The organism is Pseudomonas sp. RV120224-01b, from assembly GCF_003208145.1.
Taxonomy (GTDB): Bacteria; Pseudomonadota; Gammaproteobacteria; order Pseudomonadales; family Pseudomonadaceae; genus Aquipseudomonas; species Aquipseudomonas monteilii.
On sequence record NZ_QKMQ01000006.1, the window covers coordinates 44,714 to 62,192 of the forward strand.

General features: G+C 63.7%; 17 protein-coding genes. 13 read left to right on the forward strand and 4 right to left on the reverse strand.

Going from position 1 to position 17,479, the window contains the following annotated elements:
* The first annotated feature begins 3 nt into the window (after positions 1-3).
* Positions 4-1,584, forward strand: coding sequence for an aldehyde dehydrogenase (NADP(+)) (locus tag N436_RS11625; RefSeq protein ID WP_110741089.1), 1,581 nt, complete (start codon positions 4-6; stop codon positions 1,582-1,584).
* Between the two features lie 74 nt (positions 1,585-1,658).
* Here N436_RS11625 and N436_RS11630 read toward each other — a convergent pair whose 3' ends face one another.
* Positions 1,659-2,408 carry a FadR/GntR family transcriptional regulator gene (locus tag N436_RS11630; RefSeq protein WP_027608907.1) on the reverse strand — a complete coding sequence of 250 codons (750 nt, stop codon included), beginning with the start codon at positions 2,406-2,408 and terminating at the stop codon, positions 1,659-1,661.
* A gap of 185 nt (positions 2,409-2,593) precedes the next feature.
* Between N436_RS11630 and N436_RS11635 the strand changes: the two genes are divergently transcribed.
* Together N436_RS11635 and N436_RS11640 are read left to right on the forward strand one after the other, a co-directional pair.
* Positions 2,594-3,244, forward strand: coding sequence for a DUF998 domain-containing protein (locus N436_RS11635; protein ID WP_105947469.1), 651 nt, complete (start codon positions 2,594-2,596; stop codon positions 3,242-3,244).
* A gap of 74 nt (positions 3,245-3,318) precedes the next feature.
* Complete coding sequence (locus N436_RS11640) at positions 3,319-3,648, forward strand: hypothetical protein (RefSeq protein ID WP_110741090.1); 330 nt, start codon at positions 3,319-3,321, stop codon at positions 3,646-3,648.
* A gap of 65 nt (positions 3,649-3,713) precedes the next feature.
* Here the strand turns inward: N436_RS11640 and N436_RS11645 are convergent, their stop codons facing one another.
* Together N436_RS11645 and N436_RS11650 are read right to left on the reverse strand one after the other, a co-directional pair.
* Positions 3,714-4,634, reverse strand: coding sequence for a LysR family transcriptional regulator (locus tag N436_RS11645; protein WP_110741091.1), 921 nt, complete (start codon positions 4,632-4,634; stop codon positions 3,714-3,716).
* A gap of 27 nt (positions 4,635-4,661) precedes the next feature.
* On the reverse strand, positions 4,662-5,636 hold the full coding sequence (locus tag N436_RS11650) for a quinone oxidoreductase (protein WP_110741092.1): 975 nt from the start codon (positions 5,634-5,636) through the stop codon (positions 4,662-4,664).
* Between the two features lie 198 nt (positions 5,637-5,834).
* On the opposite strand from N436_RS11650, the gene N436_RS11655 reads away from it, so the two are divergent.
* Positions 5,835-6,743 (forward strand): LysR family transcriptional regulator, encoded by a 909-nt coding sequence (locus tag N436_RS11655; protein ID WP_110741093.1) that lies wholly within the window; start codon positions 5,835-5,837, stop codon positions 6,741-6,743.
* Here the strand turns inward: N436_RS11655 and N436_RS11660 are convergent, their stop codons facing one another.
* Positions 6,744-7,262, reverse strand: coding sequence for a DMT family transporter (locus tag N436_RS11660; protein ID WP_105947464.1), 519 nt, complete (start codon positions 7,260-7,262; stop codon positions 6,744-6,746).
* Between the two features lie 195 nt (positions 7,263-7,457).
* Between N436_RS11660 and N436_RS11665 the strand changes: the two genes are divergently transcribed.
* Genes N436_RS11665 through N436_RS11705 form a run of 9 tightly spaced genes read left to right on the forward strand, consistent with a single transcriptional unit; the run spans position 7,458 to position 17,478 of the window.
* Positions 7,458-7,967: a MarR family winged helix-turn-helix transcriptional regulator gene (locus N436_RS11665; RefSeq protein WP_105947463.1), complete on the forward strand. Its 510-nt coding sequence runs from the start codon at positions 7,458-7,460 to the stop codon at positions 7,965-7,967.
* A gap of 36 nt (positions 7,968-8,003) precedes the next feature.
* The gene (locus tag N436_RS11670; protein WP_105947462.1) at positions 8,004-8,933 is read left to right on the forward strand and encodes a GNAT family N-acetyltransferase; all 930 of its coding nucleotides are present in this window, start codon (positions 8,004-8,006) and stop codon (positions 8,931-8,933) included.
* A 50-nt stretch (positions 8,934-8,983) separates the two neighbouring features.
* Complete coding sequence (locus N436_RS11675) at positions 8,984-9,850, forward strand: class I SAM-dependent methyltransferase (RefSeq protein ID WP_016713824.1); 867 nt, start codon at positions 8,984-8,986, stop codon at positions 9,848-9,850.
* Positions 9,840-11,477: an FAD-binding oxidoreductase gene (locus N436_RS11680; protein WP_110741094.1), complete on the forward strand. Its 1,638-nt coding sequence runs from the start codon at positions 9,840-9,842 to the stop codon at positions 11,475-11,477. Before N436_RS11675 ends, N436_RS11680 begins: the two co-directional genes overlap by 11 nt.
* Positions 11,474-12,238 (forward strand): hypothetical protein, encoded by a 765-nt coding sequence (locus tag N436_RS11685; protein WP_110741095.1) that lies wholly within the window; start codon positions 11,474-11,476, stop codon positions 12,236-12,238. The genes N436_RS11680 and N436_RS11685 overlap by 4 nt, the downstream gene beginning before the upstream one ends.
* 20 nt (positions 12,239-12,258) lie before the next feature.
* Positions 12,259-12,897 (forward strand): peroxiredoxin-like family protein, encoded by a 639-nt coding sequence (locus tag N436_RS11690; protein WP_105947459.1) that lies wholly within the window; start codon positions 12,259-12,261, stop codon positions 12,895-12,897.
* 56 nt (positions 12,898-12,953) lie between these two features.
* The gene (locus N436_RS11695; RefSeq protein WP_104834591.1) at positions 12,954-14,618 is read left to right on the forward strand and encodes an NAD(P)/FAD-dependent oxidoreductase; all 1,665 of its coding nucleotides are present in this window, start codon (positions 12,954-12,956) and stop codon (positions 14,616-14,618) included.
* Positions 14,618-16,105: an amidase gene (locus tag N436_RS11700; protein ID WP_110741096.1), complete on the forward strand. Its 1,488-nt coding sequence runs from the start codon at positions 14,618-14,620 to the stop codon at positions 16,103-16,105. The genes N436_RS11695 and N436_RS11700 overlap by 1 nt, the downstream gene beginning before the upstream one ends.
* A gap of 23 nt (positions 16,106-16,128) precedes the next feature.
* Positions 16,129-17,478 carry a cation:proton antiporter gene (locus N436_RS11705; protein WP_110741097.1) on the forward strand — a complete coding sequence of 450 codons (1,350 nt, stop codon included), beginning with the start codon at positions 16,129-16,131 and terminating at the stop codon, positions 17,476-17,478.
* Position 17,479 lies beyond the last annotated feature (1 nt).

Genomic DNA, 17,479 nt, shown 5'->3' on the forward strand with positions numbered 1-17,479 from the left:
TCCATGCCTGAAATCCTCGGCCACAACTTCATCGCCGGCCAGCGTAGCGCCGCCGGCCAACAGCGCCTGCAGAGCCTGGACGCCAGCACTGGCGAGGCCCTGCCCTACAACTTTGCCCAGGCCACTGAAACCGAAGTGGACCAGGCCGCCAAAGCCGCCGCTGCTGCCTTCGCCGAATTCCGCCAACTGGCCCCGGCGCGGCGCGCCGAATTCCTTGAAGCCATTGCCGCGGAACTGGACGAACTGGACGACGCCTTCGTCGCCATCGTCTGCCGCGAAACCGCCCTGCCCGCTGCCCGCATTCAAGGCGAGCGTGGCCGCACCAGCGGCCAGATGCGCCTGTTCGCCCAGGTGCTGCGCCGGGGTGACTTCCTCGGTGCCCGTATCGACCTGGCCCTGCCCGAGCGCCAGCCGCTGCCGCGCGTAGACCTGCGCCAGATGCGCATCGGCGTTGGCCCGGTCGCCGTGTTCGGCGCCAGCAACTTCCCGCTGGCCTTCTCCACCGCCGGTGGCGACACCGCCGCCGCCCTGGCTGCCGGTTGCCCGGTGGTGTTCAAGGCACACAGCGGCCACATGGCCACCGCCGACCTGGTCGGCTGCGCCATCGTGCGCGCCGCCGAGCGTACCGGCATGCCCAAGGGTGTGTTCAACATGGTATTCGGTGGCGGCGTGGGCGAGTGGCTGGTCAAGCACCCGGCCATCCAGGCTGTCGGCTTCACCGGTTCGCTCAAAGGTGGCGACGCCTTGTGCCGCATGGCTGCCGAGCGCCCGCAACCCATCCCTGTGTTCGCCGAGATGTCCAGCATCAACCCGGTGATCGTCCTTCCGGGCGCCCTCGCCAAACGTGGCGAGGCCATCGCCCGCGAACTGGCCGGCTCCGTGTGCATGGGCGCCGGCCAGTTCTGCACCAACCCAGGCATGGTCATCGGCTTGCAATCGCCTCAGTTCAGCCAACTGCTGGCCGACCTTGGCCAGCACCTGAACGCCCAGGCCGGCCAGACCATGCTCAACGCCGGCGGCCTGCGCAGCTACGTCGGCGGCCTGGAACACCTGCACGCCCACGCGGGTATCCAGCACCTGGCTGGCCAGCCACAGGAAGGCAGCCAGGCCCGCGCCCAGCTGTTCAAGGCCGACGCCAGCCTGCTGGTGAATGCCGACCCGCTGCTGCAGGAAGAAGTGTTCGGCCCAACCACCGTAGCGGTCGAAGTGCAGGACAACGACCAGCTGCGCGCCGCCCTGCTCGGCCTGCGTGGCCAGCTGACCGCGACGCTGATCGGTGAGCAGGAGGACTTCGAGGCCTTTGCCTGGCTGGTGCCGCTGCTGGAGGAGAAGGTCGGACGCATTCTGGTCAACGGTTACCCGACCGGTGTCGAAGTGTGTGATGCGATGGTCCACGGCGGGCCCTACCCGGCCACTTCGGATGCGCGCGGCACGTCGGTAGGTACCCTGGCCATCGACCGCTTCCTGCGACCGGTGTGCTACCAGAACTACCCGCAGGCGCTGCTGCCTGAAGCCCTGCGCGACGGCAACCCATTGGGTCTGCGCCGCCTGGTAAATGGTCAGTGGCGTGACGGGGCGATCTGAGTGATTGCCTGATACAAGAAAGCCCCGCGCATGGCGGGGCTTTCTTTTGGCAGTGTCCGCAGGCAAGAGAAATGTCAGGCCCCTTGCGCCTCAGCCTCTTCATGCACCTGACGCAAACGCTCCCGGCTATTGCTCAGGTGCATGCGCATGGCCATCTTCGCCCCTTCGCTGTCACGCCGGGCAATGGCTTCGTAGATCGCTTCGTGCTCATGCATCAACCGGCTCATGTAATGCGCCTGGTCATCATGGGCCAACCGCGCCGAATTCAGCCGGGTACGCGGGATGATGCTGGTACCCAGGTGGTTGATGATGTCGGCGAAGTAATGGTTGCCGCTGGCCTGTGCAATGCGCAGATGAAACTGGAAGTCTGCCGACACGGCATCGTTGGCATGGGCCGCCCCTTCGTTGAGTTCGTCCAGCGCCGCGCGCATGCCTGCAAGCTCTTCATCGCTGCGCCGCTGTGCCGCCAGGCCTGCCGACTCGATCTCAAGGGCAATGCGCAATTCCAGCACTGCCAGCACTTCACGCAGGGTGACCACGGTGGCCGGGTCGATGCGAAAGCCCCCTGTGGCCGGCGCGTCCAGCACGAAGGTGCCGATGCCATGACGGGTCTCGACCTGCCCGGCGGCCTGTAGCCGCGAGATCGCCTCACGCACCACGGTGCGGCTGACGCCCTCCTCAGCCATGATCTGCGATTCGGTCGGAAGCTTGTCGCCACGCTTGAGCTGGCCACTGCGAATGCGCTCGGTCAGCACCGTGACCAGTTCCTGGGCCAGACTACGCGGCTTGCGCCGGGTCCTTGCCTGTACCTGCTGCTCTGTCATTGCCCTGTGTTTCACCTTGAAAGACAGCGCTCATCATAGCGCATGCAGTTGTACGATCACATACATCCGGTGCGGTATTTATTGCGCATCCCTGTCGCCCCACCTCGGGAAAAGCTGGCCCAAAGCCAGTGCAAGCCTGTACTGTGCGCCTTTGCGCTCACTCATCCATGGAAGGAAGACCCGGCATGAAAGCCCACGACCGCCTGCTGCTCGCCAGCGGCCTGCTGATCCCCCTCTGGCTGCTGGCCGGTGTATGGCTCACTGCCCAAGCCTACCCCGGCTACGACCACCTGCAACAGGCCATGAGCCAACTCGGCGCCGTTGGCTCGCCAACCCATAGCTGGTCGCCACAGGTCAACAACTTCCCCTTGGCCGTACTGTTCGCACTGTTTGCCTGGGGCCTGGCGCGGCGCTGGCGTCACTCCAGACTTGCACTGCTGAGTGCGGGCCTGGTGCTGCTACACGGTGTCGGCAGCCTGGGCACCGGCTGGTTCCCCTGCGACCAGGGGTGCGCTCCGGCGCAGCCGTCCACCTCTCAGCAACTGCATAACCTGTCCGGCCTGCTGATGTTCCTCTCACTGACCCTGGCCAGCGCCTTGTGGGCCTGGCTGGGCAATCGCATTGCAGGTTCGCCCGCTCTGTCATTGTTCTCCCTGGCCTGCGTGGTACTCGCCATCGTTACCGTCGCGCTGATGGGCCAAGCGGTAGAAAGCGGCCAGTTGTTCGGCCTGTACCAACGCCTGAACTATGGCGTGTCGGTGATCTGGGTCGCCGGCCTGGCCTGGGCCAGCCTGCGCAAACCTGCCACCAGCCCGCTGCGCATGGCGGTGATCTGACGGCAAACTGCTGGCCCCCAGCCTTGAAAAGCGAAGGCAAACTTCCTTCCTCTTCAGATGCTTAGGACAGCAACATGCGAGTACTTCTAGCAACGTTGGCCGGTTGCCTGCTGGCCACGCTCGCTTTCGGCGCCCAAGCCCGGGCGCCAAGCCAGAATGATCGCCACACCTGCACCTGGGGGGCGCAGATAGCCGCCGAAGCCCAACAGGCCAAGCTTTCCGGGGTAACGCTGTATGCCACGCGAAAGAAGCTGCAGGTACGCAAATTCCCAAAACCGTGGATGCGCATGACCGCCTTCGGTATCACCGAGCAGACCTACAACAGCCGCTCGCGGCTAAAGCCGTCGGCAATCAGGCAGACTTACTATGAACAGTGCGTTCAGCACGCTATAGCAAGAAGATAATTTGTTATTTATCAAATGCTTATGAAATAAACTTTAGAATAAGTCTTGAATAACGACAGACCGCTTCAAGGCCGCCAAGGGGCTCCGGCCTTGAAGCGGTCTTCCAGCCAGGCCTTGAATGCCCCCAGTGCCGCTGTATTCAGGCGCGCGGTCGGCCGCACCAGGTAGATGCCCGCGGCCACATCCAGCTGCCACTGCGGCAACACCCGCACCAGGCGCCCACGGGCAAGGTCTTCCCCCATCAGCCAGTCCCCCCCGGCAAGAATACCCACACCACGCCGCGCCGCCTCCAGCAGCGCCTCATTGTCATTGCTGCGTAAGTTGCCAGCGACTTTAACGCTTACCTGCTGCCCAGCGCTCATCAAGCGCCACTCAGGAAATGAACGTAAGCCACTGAACCCCAAACAGTTATGACCGACCAGGTCCTCCGGCAGGGCAGGCACGCCCTGGCGAGCGAGGTACTCGGGTGAAGCGCACAGGATGCGCAGGTGATCGCACAGTTTCCTGGCGACCAGGCGATTGTCCGCCAGCTCACCAATGCGGATGGCGGCGTCGAAACCTTCGCCGATCAGGTCGACGAATCGATCAGCGTACTCAGCCTCCACCGCCACCTGCGGGTAGGCCAGCACAAAGTCGGCCAGCATCCCGCTCAACCAGCGCCGGCCCATGGCCGCCGGCAACGCCAGGCGCAAGCGCCCGCGCACCGCGACCGCGCCCTCGGCAGCTTCCTGTTCCGCCTCGGCGATCAGCCGGTTGGCCTCGCGCACCTTGGCCACCAACCGCTCGCCTTCATCGGTAAAGCGCAACTGCCGTGTGCTGCGCTCCACCAGGCGAATGCCCAGGCGGGCCTCCAGTGCACTCAGGCGCTTCGACAGCACCGTGGGGTGGCGCTCCAGCAGCCGCCCGGCAGCGGCAAACGACCCCTGCTCGTGCAGGGCCAGCAAGGTGGCACGTTCATCGGCGCGGCGGCTGTCGAAGGCATCCATGGCAAGACTCGGTGGTGTGATCGGGCATCAGGCGGTAAGGACCAGCGCACCCTCCGACAGCCCTTGTTCCAGGTCCCGGTGGGCCCTGGCCACTTCGGCCAGCGGGTAGCGACGCCAGACCCGAGGCTGGATGATACCTTCGGCGACGGCTGCCAGCACATCGGCGGCGCGTTGCTGATATTCGTCAACCGTGCGCGTATGTGCCGCCAGCGACGGTCGGGTCAGGTACAGCGAGCCTTTGGCATTGAGCGTGGCGACCTCGATCGCCGCCGGGGCACCGGAGGTACCGCCAAACGACACCAGCAGGCCGCGCACCCGCAGGCTGTCCAACGAAGCGTCCAGCGACACCTTGCCGACACAGTCATAGACCACGTCCACGCCCTGCCCTTGGGTCAGCTCGCGTACTTCACCGGCCAGTGTTGCCGCATCGAACACCAGCACATGGTGGCAGCCAGCCGCCTGCGCCCTGCCCACGCTCTGCGGGCGCGATACCACGCCAATCACTGTCGCCCCGAGATGCCGCGCCCAAGGCGCCATCAGCTGGCCCAAAGCACCGGCGGCACCGTACAGCAGCACTTGGGTTCCCGGCCCCACAGCACAGGTGGTTTTCAGCAGGTATTGCGCCGTGATGCCCTTGAACAACACCGCTGCGGCGGCCTCGTCATCCAGCTGCGGTGGCAGCTTGACCAGCCGCTCGGCCGGGAACAGCCGGCCGCTGGCATAGGCGCCTACTGGACCCATTGCATAGGCGACCCGATCGCCCACCTGCACGTTGGTTACCCCCTCGCCGATGGCCGCAACCCGGCCCGCGCCTTCCAGGCCCAAGCCCGAGGGCAATGACAGCGCTGCGCCACCCTTGCGCTGCAACACGTCAAGGGGGTTTACGCCAATGAAGGTCTGCTCCAGCCAGACCTGGCCAGGCCCTGGCGATTGCGCGTCGACGTGTTCAAGCTGCATGACATCGGCCGTGCCGGTGGTATCGAGAATGATTCGGGTAGCCATGATCGGATCCTGCTGGATGAATGTTCGAGTCAGGCTAATGAGGCTGGCAAAGTTGAACAATCAGGCTGGATGCAGATTATATCTGCACCTCTTGCAGCAAAGAATTGAATGCCCCTAACACCGTCAGCAACGACATGTCGGTGCTTGTATTTGTTAATCTGATCAAGACCTTTGGATAGTGATAAAGCCATTCACCCCATGGATGAACTGCGCAAGATCGACCTCAACCTGCTGCTGGCCCTTCACGCGCTGCTCAGCGAGAAACACGTGACCCGCGCCGCCCTGCGCCTGCACCGCAGCCAACCGGCGGTAAGCCACGCCCTTGCTCAGTTGCGCAAACACTTCGACGACCCCTTGCTGGTTCGCCAGAACGGCCGCATGGCGCTCACCACACTCGCCCAGTCGCTGGCCAGCCCGCTGCAGGATGCGCTGGGCAGCCTCAACGGCCTGCTCGCCACCCCCCAGTTCGACCCGGCCAAGGCCCAGCGCCGCTTCAGGCTGTCGCTGTCCGACTACTCGTCGCGCATTATCCTGCCACCCCTGATGCGCCATCTGCGCCAGGTCGCACCCGGGGTAGACCTGGCCATCAGCCAGGCCAGCCGCGAAACCATGCTGGCCCAACTGCTCGACGGTGAACTGGACCTGGCCTTGGGCATCTTCCCGGACCGGCCCCAGGGCATCACCACCCAGCCGCTGTTTGCCGACAGCTTCATCAGCGTCGCCGACCGCCAGGTGCTGCCAGCCAGCGGCCGCTTGACGCTGGAAGACTGGTTGGCGCGCCCGCATGTACTGATGGCCATGCGCCCGGACGCCTTCGATGAGATTGAACGTGCGCTGGCGGCCCAAGGCCTGCGCCGTCGAATTGCCCTGGCCTTGCCGCACTGGAGCGCAGCGGTGGAGGTACTGGCCGGTACCGACCTGATCCTTACCGTGGCCAGCCGCGCCGTAGGCTCACTGCACCCGCACACGGCGTTACGCCAGTTCGAGCCGCCGTTGGCAATCGCCTCGTTCGACTACCAGCAAGCCTGGCACAGCCGCAAGGACAACGACCCCGGGCATCGCTGGCTACGCGAAACCGTGTGGGCCTGCAGCCAACCGGGGGGCTGATCAACCTTCTGGCTGCTTCACCACCGCTGCGGCACCGGCCGGTGTCGCCGTCGTCCAGGTGCCCTGCACCAGCAGCACGCCACATAAAATCAGCACCACGCCTGCCAGCCTGGCCAGGTTGAGTGGCTTGCCAGCCAACCCCATTACCCCAAAATGGTCGGCCAGCACTGCGGTGATGATCTGCCCTGCCACGACCAGTACCAGGAAGCCCGCCGCCCCCAGCCTAGGGATAAGTGCAGCAGCACCGGCCACATACAGAGCCCCCAGAACACCCCCTACCCACAGCCACCAAGGCCCCTGCAGCGCCTTGCCCATATCCGGTGCAGGCACCCTGAGAACCAGCAGGGCAACAATCACCACCAGCGAACTCACCGTTAACGAGGTGAACGCCCCCCATAACCAGTGCCCCAATGCCCGGCCTACGGCAGCGTTAGCGGTGGCCTGAAAGGGCAATACGGCACCGGCAAACAACGCCAGGGCAAGCGGCAGAACCAACAGAAGCATGGATTTACTGAACATGGCCGTGCCTTTTCAACGTTTTGATGACCGCCATCATCGTGCAATGCACCAAGCTGATGGAAATCAAAATCATGCACATGAACTATTCGTAACATGCATGAAAATCAGGCATGCAACGCAATAATTCAATCGCTGTCGCAGCCCTGTAACACAGGCACTGTTGACTTACTAAGGCACCAAGATAAACTGCGCCTTATGAATATTCTTGAGAACAAGCATCACATCATGCTCGACGCACTGGCAGAGGCCCCTGCCGACGCCAGGCAAAGCGTGCGCCTGTGTTTCGAACTGCTGTCCGCGGCTGCGGCAATCAACCGCGTGTGCGCGGTGCGCCTGGCTCGCCATAACCTGTCAGAGGGGCGTTTCGCCATCTTGCTGACGTTGCAAGCGGCTGGCGGACGCTTGTCGCCGCTGGAACTGGCGACGCGTCTGGCGATCACTTCGGGCACCGTCACCGGCCTGCTCGACGGCCTGCAAGGCGACGGCTTCATCAAGCGCCGCAAGGATGCCCATGACCGTCGCAAACTGAGCATCAGCCTTACCCCGGCAGGTGTTGCTGTCCTGGACGCGGTATTCGCCGAACACACCGACTGGATCGGCACGATCATGCACACGCTGGACAACACACAAAGGGAAGCCCTTTCCGCCACGCTGCAGGCACTTTCGGCGAGCCCTGCCCTGGCATTGCCACCCGACAAGGACTGAAGCCAATACACCCGTCAAACCACATGGAGGTGGATGATGTTGCAGAATCAGAGCGTACTGGCACGAATCGGCAGGAAGCCGCGCGTGCACAGCGAGCGCGACCAGGTAAGGCGGCGCCAGGCCTGGCTTGAAGCCTGCCTGCCAGCAGCACTCTACCGGCGGCTGTTCATTCGCCGCCTCTCCAGCCACCCGCTAGCCATTGAAGGCTTTAGCTTTCGACCGGTGCAGAATCTGTACGAACTCGAGCAGGCCCTGCGCCTGGTCAACGACAGCTATGCCCGTCGCGGCATTGCTACTGTGTGCCGCGCCGGCATGCGCTTCTCACCCTTTCATCTGCTACCTGGCACCACCACGTTCGTGGCACTTAAAGGTGACCAGGTGGTGGGGACCGTATCTCTGATCGAAGACTCGCCGCTCGGTTTGCCGCTGGAAGACGTGCATGTCAACGAAGCTGTGTTGCAACGCCTGGGCGGTGGCCGTCTGGCCGAAGTCGGCACCCTGGCGGTCTGTAGCCACTACAAAGGCAAAGGCGTGCCCCTCATGCTGTACAACGCCATGTTCCGTTGGGCCATGGACCATCGCCGGGTAAATAGCCTGCTGATCGCCGTGCACCCTCGCGCGGCCAGCTTCTACCGCAACGTGCTGTTCTTTTCGCCCATTGGCCCTGTGCAGACCTACACCAAACTCAACAATGCCCTGTCGCTACCCCTGGCGTTGAACCTGAACCAGGCACGCCAGGTGTTCGCCAAGGTCTACCAGCACCCAGGCCTTGGCTTTACCGTCGAGCAGCAGCACACCGATCTTTTCGACTTCTTCTGCGCACGGCATTTCCCGCACATCCAATTGCCCGTCGCGCCGCCTCAAACCCACTGGAGCACTGACGAAGTGCTCACCCACATGGCACGTTGCGGCACTTCGCCGCGCCATCTGACGCCGCGGGTACGGCGGGTTCTGCAACTGGATTGAGCAGCCCGCCCCGCGCTCCACACCACACGACTTTCATGGAGGATACGTTCATGGACATGGGATTGCTGCGCGCGATCTACAGGGAAATTACCCTCAGGCACCCGCTGGTGCGCACGCCTGAGCCTGATCTGGTAATGGCCGACGACGCCTGTGTCTCGGCTTACGCCGACAGTGCAGGCCAAGGCCAGGCGCTGTCCGGTACGTACCTGTACCACTGCGCCCAGATGTGTGCACTGATCAAACCCGGCGATGTCGTGCTGGACATCGGTTGTGGCCCGGCCAGCCTGTTGCTGCAACTGGCCCGCCTGAACCCGAGAGCCGAATTCATCGGCACCGACCTGTCAGCCACCATGCTCGAGGTGGGGCAGGCCTCGATTCGCCAGCAAGGCATCGACAACGTCGAACTGCGCGAGGAAGACATGACTCGCCTGGCCGGTATCGCCGACCGTAGCGTTGACGTGGTGATCTCTTCGATGGCGCTGCATCACCTGGCCGACCTCGCTCAACTGGAAGCCACGTTTCGCAACATCGCACGCGTGCTCCGCAATGACCGGGCCATCTACCTGAACGACTTTGGCCGGCTCAAGTCGGTAGAGTCGGTGGACTATTTCGTCAGCCGCGCCAGTGATGGGGCCGACCAGGCCACACTGCTCGACTACCGCAATTCGCTGTTGGCTGCTTTCTCTCTGGAAGAATTCCAGACCCTTGCCGCCAGCTACCTGGGCCCCTGTGCCAAGGTTTACAGCACGGCGGTCAGCCCTCTGATGATGGTGATCCGCACCCCCAAGCGGCGCTGTGTGGCAGCGATGAAGGGCGAATTTCGGCGACGCTACCGCGATTTGCCACGCAGCCGTCGGGCCGATGTCGACCAGCTGCGGCTGTTCCTTGGCATGGGAGGCCTGGCAAGTGCGTTCTGAGCCGCAAGGGCTGCAAGCCGCCTTGGCAGCCTGGCGCGCGGTGCTGGGTGACGCCCATGTGCAGAGTGACGCCAGCACGCTGCGCCAGCTGAGCCAGGACACCATGCGCTCGCCCGCCCATGCCAGTGCCAGGCTCAGGCCAGCCAACAGCGAGCAGGTAGCTGCCTGCCTGGCCATTGCACACCTGCACGGTGTCGCGGTGCAGCCGGTTAGCACAGGCCACAACTGGGGCTATGGCGGCGTTGCAACGCTTCACGAGCGCTGCGTGCAACTTGACCTGTCGCGCATGGACAAGATCCTTGCCTTCGACGAGGCTCTGGGCGTGGTCACCCTTGAGCCAGGGGTTACCCAGGCCGCGCTGGCCGATTACCTGGCCAGTCGCAACCTGCCATTCCTTACGCCAGTCACCGGCGCAGGGCCCACCTGCAGTGTGTTGGCCAACGCGCTGGAGCGCGGCTTTGGCATCACACCGTTAACGGACCACTGGCAAGCCGTCATGGGCCTTGAAGCCATTCTGCCCGATGGCCAACGCTATCGCTCGCCGATGTGGGCAACGGGCACAACCGCCTGCTTCAAATGGGGCATCGGCCCCTACCTGGACGGCCTGTTCAGCCAGAGCGGGCTGGGGGTGGTGACAAACATGTCGATCGCCTTGGTCAAGCGCCCACAGGTCGTGCAACCGTTCTATTTCTGGGTGGATTCGGCAGCACAGCTCCCGGCCGCCCTCGATGGCATCAAGCGCATTCTGGAACGTTGCGGCAGCCAGGTGGGCGGCATAAACCTGATGAACAGCACGCGTCTGCTAAGCATGGCCTACGATACCCGCCCCCTTACCCAACTGAACCCGGCCGAACGCAACGCCGCCGCGCAATCGCTGGCATTGCCCGCCTGGATGGGGGTAGGTTCGATCTACTGCGAACAGGCGCAGCTGGCCTCGCTCAAGGGCATCATCCGCAGCGAACTGCGGCGGTTCTGCAGCCGTTACCTGTTCCGCAGCCAACGCCAGCTGGCGCTGGCTGAGCGTGCCTTGCGTCTGCTGCCGGGGGCCTGGTCCAGGCGTTGGCAACTGACCTTGAGCAAACTGCGCATGGGCGTTGAACTGATGGAAGGCCAGCCGAACCAGGTGGCACTGCCGCTGGCTTACGCCGCAGGTGCGCAACCGCAGCAAGGCACCTTGCTCGACCCGGCCCGGGACAACTGTGGCCTGATCTGGTACGCGCCTATCCTGCCTCTGCGCAGCCAGCAGGTAGCCACCTTCGTCTCGCACATGGAACAGGCTTGCGAAACCCATCGCATGCCCTGCCCGGTTACCCTAACCACCTTGTCGGGCCGCGCAATCGACTGCACCGTGCCGCTACTGTTCGACCGCAACGATGCCCCCGGCAGCAGCCGCGCCGAAGACTGCTACCGGCAGTTGTTCCGCACGGGCAAACAGCAAGGCGTACTGCCCTATCGGCTTCCCCTGGCCTTCATGGGCTTGCTGAGCGAAACACAAGCGCCTGCCTGGCAACTCGGCCAGCGCATCAAGGATGCGCTGGACCCAGAGCACCTGCTCGCGCCAGGGCGTTACTGCCCGTTGGCGCCAGCCCCCCACTGCCAACCTGCTGTGATGGAGCCTCAGCAATGACTGATGATCGCAAGTCCCTGATCGACCTTGGCCAACTGCCAACCCGCAACCTGGCCGAATGCCTGGCCGTGGATCAGGCGACACTGGCCAATGCACTGGTCACCCGGTTACCTGCGGCGCTGGTCGCGCAACTGGCTGCCTGCGCTGACCAGGTTCAGACGCTGGGCCTGTCAAAAAAGGTTGCAGCCATCGGCCTGGCGCTGGGCCAATGGCTGGAACATGCGCCCGCCCCCCTGCGCCAGGAGGTGTTCGAGCAATGCTGTGCGCACCCGTCCGACACCGTACGCAGCTGGGCAGCCTTCGCTCAGGCGCACCTTTCGCGCACGCTGCCTGCACAAGACGCCCTGCTGGCGCAGTTGCGCTTCGCCCGCGATGAGCATTTTGGTGTACGCGAATGGGCCTGGATTGCCCTGCGCCCACGCCTGGCAAAGCAGTTGGACACCGCCCTGCCATTGCTCAGCCGCTACGCAGGCGACGCAGACCCGCTGGTGCGACGCTTTTGTATCGAAATCCTGCGCCCACGTGGCGTCTGGTGTGAGCACATAGCCGCGCTCAAAGAACAACCGGAAGTGGCCGAGCCGTTGCTGGTGCCGCTGTTGGCCGAGGCTGAAAAGTACGCCCAGGACTCGGTCGCCAACTGGCTTAACGATGCCAGCAAAACCCGACCCGATTGGGTACTCCAGCTGTTCCAGCGCTATCCCCCCGGCTGCAAGGCCTCGCAGCGAATCCACGCCCGGGCAACCCGAAGCCTGCCCCAGTGAATCACCACAAGGAGAGAAGCATGTCACTCAAGGAAAAACTCGACGCCATCAAACAGCAGATGGGCCAACTGCCCGCCGACGTGCTGGAAAAATTCAGCACATCGCTACAGGCCTTGATCGCACGCCACCCCGAAGCCCATGCGCTGAAAGCCGGTGACCGCGCACCACTGGCCGTGTTGGAGGATGCCGATGGCAAGGCGGTAGACCTGCATGCCTTGCTGGCACGCGGCCCATTGGTGCTGGTTTTCTATCGCGGCCTGTGGTGCCCGTTCTGCAATGCCGCGCTTGGCGAATACCAGCAGATGGTGGGTGACCTGGCCGCCAGCGGTGCCACCTTGGTGGCTGTCTCCGCCCAGAGCCCTGCCGCCACCTGGAAAACCCGCGAAGCCCTGGGGGTGCGCTATCAACTGTTGAGCGATCCCGGCAACCAGTTGGCGCGCCAGTACGGCATCGTCTTCGAACTGGAACCGGAGCTCGAGGCGGTGTACCGCTCACTTGGTGCAGACCTCAAGGCCCTCAATGCCAGCGACGACCTCAGTTTGCCGATGGCCAGCGCATTCGTCATCGGCCAGGACGGTCACATACGCCGGGCGTTCATCAATGTCGACTACTCCGAGCGCGCCGAACCCCAGGCACTGATCGAAGCCGCCAGCCACTGAGTGCCACTCCCCGGCACCGGTTTTCCCGGTGCCCCACCCCATCACGGACTGATGACATGAAACGTATCGCTATCATGGGGGCCGGCGTGGCCGGCCACCTGGCTGCCCTGTACCTGCGCAAGCGCCTGCCTGGCGTAGAAGTGACGCTGATCGGCCGCCCGGACCGCAAGCGGCCGATCGTCGGTGAGTCGACGGTCGAGCTGACCACGCATTTTTTCAAAGGTATCGGCCTGGGCAGCCTGCTTGAAGAAAAGCATTACCACAAATACGGCCTGACCTATTACCTGAAACTGCGCAACAACCCGGAGTGCCGTAACTACGTGGTCCATGAGGCACCTGGGGTGATCCGCATGCCCGCCTACAACCTCAACCGCTTCAGCTTCGACAAAGACCTGCGTGCCATCGTGGCCGACCAGCAGGTGCAATTGATCGAGGCCGACGTGGCTGCGGTCGACCTGCACGAAGGCGAGCACACCCGTCACCGCCTGACCCTGCGCAGCGAAGCGCAAACCTGGCAAATGGACGCCGACTGGGTGGTCGACGCCACCGGCCGCAACCGTTTCATGGCCAAGAAACTGAAGCTGCACAAGGAGCCGACCTACCAGCGCAGCACGTTCTGGTTCCGCCTTCGCCAGTTTGATCGCAACATCCTGCACAGCATCAACACCCACAAGGACAAGCATCACTGTTTCGACCCGTACTACGTCACCCATCACTTCTACGGCAAGGGCTACTGGATCTGGCTCATACCCATGCGCAGCGAAGACGGTGCCGACATGATCAGCATCGGTATTACCTACCGCCCGGACATGATCAACGAACGGATTGGCACGCTGGAAGCCTTCAAGGAAAGGGTCATGGCAGACCACCCGGTGATCACCGAGCTGATGGCATCGGGCGAAGTCATCGACCAGCACGCCATGTACAACTACATGTACGAGGCCAACCAGTACTACTCCACCGATGGCTGGTTCCTGATCGGCGATGCAGCGTTCACCTTCGACCCGGCCAACAGTGCGGGGCTGGCCTATGTAGCCCAGCAGATACCGCAAGTGGCCGCCATGATCGAGAAAGACATCCAGGGCACGTTGACGCCCGCCTATGTCAATTGCCTGGAATCGCACATCCAGGCGCAACTGGCGCTTCAGGACACCTGGAGCAAGTGGTACGAGGTAATGGATGACCCGTTCCTGATGGGCTGGACGCTGCTGTTCGCCAACATGGCGTACTTCCATGTGGTGTTGCCCATGTATGTCAGCGGTGATTTTCTCGACGGCCATCAGGCCCAGCAATTCGCCGATTTGTTGCCACGCTACACGCGGGACCTGCAGCCATCACCGCTGCCCTTTGCCTGCCTGTTACGTGAAGTACGCCGTTCCAATCCGGGCATCAGCCCGCAGATGATCCCCAACCTGTATTCGCGCACCATCAACTTCGCCCTGTACAAGGCCGACAACCAGGCCCGGCCGCGATACGCCGCCAGCTACTTCCTGCGCTCGGCGCTGCTGCGCTTACGCTTGATGCGCATGGTGCGCTGGAGTTTGGCGCCTCGCCACCTGAAACTGCTGGCGCGGCATAGCCTGGGCACGCTGCAGGACTTGGGACGCGCTACCAGCCTGCGGCTGATGCCTTCACTGTTCTACAAGTACGGCGAGGCGCCCGAGCTGCTCAAGTCGCCGTTCGGCAGCGACGGCGGCTTCCTCGACCTGGCGCGCCACTGATGGGCATGCCCATGGCCGAAGCCAGCAGCGACGCACTGCTGGCTCATAGCGGTGTGCGCCTGGCTGCCGGGGTCCGTGATGGCACGCTGTCGCCGGTAGCACTGGTCGAACACAGCATCCGCCGCTGCCAAACCGTGCAACGGCGCTGCAACGCGGTGGCAGTGGCGTTGTACGACCAGGCGCGGCGGGCCGCCGAAGTTGCCGAACGCCAGCGAGACCAAGGCGTCCTGCTGGGTCGACTGCATGGCGTGCCCTTCAGCTTCAAGGAGGGCCTGGGGCTGGCCGATGCGCCCAAAACGTGCGGCTCACGCCGCCGACAGCACAAGGTTGCCGGGTTTACCGCCACCGCCGCGCAACGCCTGATCGATGCGGGCGCCATTCCGGTCGCACTGGGTAACCAGGCCGAGATGGCGCTATGGCCAGAAACCGATAACCCGGTCTACGGCCGCACCAGCAGCCCCTACCGGAACGACCGGAGTGCCGGTGGCAGCAGTGGCGGTGATGCCGTGCTGGTAGCCAGCGCTTGCGTGCCTTTCGCGCTGGGTACCGACGGCGGTGGCTCGGTGCGAATCCCGGCTGCCTGCAACGGCATTTTCGGCCTCAAGCCGTCACGGGGGTTGGTGCCACTGACCGGGCATCTCCCCTTGGACGAACGCGGCCTGGGGCAGCCGAATGCCATGGCCATCGCCAGGCACTTTGCTGCCGGCCCATTGTGTCGGCATGCCGAAGACCTGCCCGTGCTGCTGGAGATCATTGCCGGGCCTGACCAACTGGACCGCAATATCCTCGACAGCTACGTACACCGCCCACCGCCTGCAGCGTTGCAACGCCTGTACCTGTGCCAGCCCGAACGCCTGGCCTGGGGAAGCCGGGTTTCGCCGGCCGTGGCTCAGGCGCTGGATGACGTGGCCCACCACTATCAAAGCCAAGGCACCCATGTCGAGCGCTGGCTACCCCACGCACTGAACGATGCGTTCGCCATCTGGTTGGCCGTGCTCAAGCAGGAAACCGGCGTGCGCCTGGCCGACATTCTCGGTGACGGCCAGCCTGTGGCGCATTTGGCGCATGCCTGGCAAGCACTGCTCGGCCAACCGCAGCATGCCACCGGGCCTTGGCTGGCAACCGTGCTCGACAGCCTGGGCGAATGCCTGGGTAACCCCGGCCTTGCAAGGCAGCTACCCAAACGCGATGCCCTGTTCCACGCGCTGACCGAACGGCTGGATGGCAACAGTGTACTGGCCCTGCCAGCGTTGCCCGGCACCTCGCCCGAGCATGGCCATGCCCTGCGCTACCCGGGGGATATCGGCTACACCGCGTTGTTCAACGTACTGGGCCTGCCGGCCCTGACGGTACCCATGGGGCGCCTCGATCAAGGCTGCCCGGTGGCCCTGCAGCTGGTGGCCGGCCCCGGCCAGGAGCATGTGCTGCTCGACGCAGCGCGCTCACTGGAGCTCGCATTCGGTGGCTGGATCGCACCGCCCTTCTGACCCAACACATTCGGGACACCATCATGCCCAATACCCTTCACGCCAGTACCGTGCAACTCGCGCCAACGGCGCCGGCACAGTCAGCCGTTGGCTCCCAGGCCGAACACCTGACCCTGATGTTTCTACTGCAGCTCATCGTGATCTTCAGTGTTTCGCGGCTGATCGCCTGGTTCAGCACCCGCCGCTTGGGCCAAACGCCAGTCGCCGGCGAAATCCTTGCCGGGCTGGTGCTAGGCCCAAGCCTGCTCGGCTACTTTTTTCCTGAGCAACTGGCCGCGCTGTTCGTACCGCAAACGGCCACTGCCTTCGTGGTAACAGCACAAATCGGCCTTATCCTGCTGATGTTCCAGGTCGGCCTGGAGTTCGAGTTCGGTGCGCACCTCAAGGGCCGCAAGCGTTCGGTCATCATCATCAGCATGGGTGGGCTGCTGGTACCCTTTGCCAGCGGCATGCTCACTGCCGAGTACTTCTGGCAGCAAATCAGCGGGGACAGACCGCCCCTGCTGGCGTTCCAGCTGTTCTTCGCCACGGCACTGTCAATTACCGCCCTGCCCATCCTCGGGCGCATCTTCATGGAACTGGGCCTTTCGCGCTCGCGAGTCGCCACCCTTACCATCGGTGCGGCGGCAATAGACGATGTCTGTGGCTGGCTCATCCTTGGTGGCGTTACATCGCTGATCGCCTCGCAGTTCAACCCTTGGGCTTCGTTGGCCCGGGTGCTGGCGCTGGGCTTGTTCATTGTGCTGGTGATCGGCCTGGTGCGACCGCTGATCATGCGCTGGATCCTCGGCGACCTGGAGCGCCGACCGCTGACGGCCCAAGGCATATCGCTGATGCTGATCATCCTGCTGGCCAGCGCGACCGTGACCAACCTGATCGGCGTGTTCTCGATCATCGGCGGTTTCATTCTCGGCGTTGCCCTGCACACTGAACGCCGCTTCGTCCAGCAGTGGAATGCCAAGGTCAGTGGCGTGGTCAATGCATTCTTCTTGCCGATATTCTTCGCCTACACCGGCCTGCGCACGGATGTGGGTGCCCTGGAAGGCACGACCGCACTGTGGAATTGCCTGCTGATCTGCCTGGTGGCCTTCGCCAGCAAGTTTTTCGGTGCCTACGGAGCCAGCCGCCTGCTTGGCGAAAGCCGCCGTGATGCGGCGCTGATAGGCGTGTGCATGAATACCCGGGCGCTGATGGAGCTGGTCGTGCTGAATGTCGGCTATGACCTGGGCGTACTTCCCAAGGAGTACTTCACCCTGTTGGTGATCATGGCCATCATCAGTACCTTCATCGCCTCACCCTTGATCCGGCTGCTCACAGCACATGCCCGCACCCCACGCTCGACCTCGGAGGCAACCGAGGTCGGCAGCAGCTGAA

Excerpts from the sequence above, each read along its gene's own strand:
- N436_RS11625 (WP_110741089.1), top strand. The coding sequence starts at position 4 with ATGCCTGAAATCCTCGGCCACAACTTCATCGCCGGCCAGCGTAGCGCC.
- N436_RS11700 (WP_110741096.1), top strand. The coding sequence starts at position 14,618 with ATGGGCATGCCCATGGCCGAAGCCAGCAGCGACGCACTGCTGGCTCAT.
- N436_RS11690 (WP_105947459.1), top strand. The coding sequence starts at position 12,259 with ATGTCACTCAAGGAAAAACTCGACGCCATCAAACAGCAGATGGGCCAA.
- N436_RS11630 (WP_027608907.1), bottom strand. The coding sequence starts at position 2,408 with ATGACAGAGCAGCAGGTACAGGCAAGGACCCGGCGCAAGCCGCGTAGT.
- N436_RS11650 (WP_110741092.1), bottom strand. The coding sequence starts at position 5,636 with ATGGCTACCCGAATCATTCTCGATACCACCGGCACGGCCGATGTCATG.
- N436_RS11640 (WP_110741090.1), top strand. The coding sequence starts at position 3,319 with ATGCGAGTACTTCTAGCAACGTTGGCCGGTTGCCTGCTGGCCACGCTC.
- N436_RS11645 (WP_110741091.1), bottom strand. The coding sequence starts at position 4,634 with ATGGATGCCTTCGACAGCCGCCGCGCCGATGAACGTGCCACCTTGCTG.
- N436_RS11655 (WP_110741093.1), top strand. The coding sequence starts at position 5,835 with ATGGATGAACTGCGCAAGATCGACCTCAACCTGCTGCTGGCCCTTCAC.
- N436_RS11670 (WP_105947462.1), top strand. The coding sequence starts at position 8,004 with ATGTTGCAGAATCAGAGCGTACTGGCACGAATCGGCAGGAAGCCGCGC.
- N436_RS11695 (WP_104834591.1), top strand. The coding sequence starts at position 12,954 with ATGAAACGTATCGCTATCATGGGGGCCGGCGTGGCCGGCCACCTGGCT.
- N436_RS11675 (WP_016713824.1), top strand. The coding sequence starts at position 8,984 with ATGGACATGGGATTGCTGCGCGCGATCTACAGGGAAATTACCCTCAGG.
- N436_RS11685 (WP_110741095.1), top strand. The coding sequence starts at position 11,474 with ATGACTGATGATCGCAAGTCCCTGATCGACCTTGGCCAACTGCCAACC.
- N436_RS11660 (WP_105947464.1), bottom strand. The coding sequence starts at position 7,262 with ATGTTCAGTAAATCCATGCTTCTGTTGGTTCTGCCGCTTGCCCTGGCG.
- N436_RS11705 (WP_110741097.1), top strand. The coding sequence starts at position 16,129 with ATGCCCAATACCCTTCACGCCAGTACCGTGCAACTCGCGCCAACGGCG.
- N436_RS11665 (WP_105947463.1), top strand. The coding sequence starts at position 7,458 with ATGAATATTCTTGAGAACAAGCATCACATCATGCTCGACGCACTGGCA.
- N436_RS11635 (WP_105947469.1), top strand. The coding sequence starts at position 2,594 with ATGAAAGCCCACGACCGCCTGCTGCTCGCCAGCGGCCTGCTGATCCCC.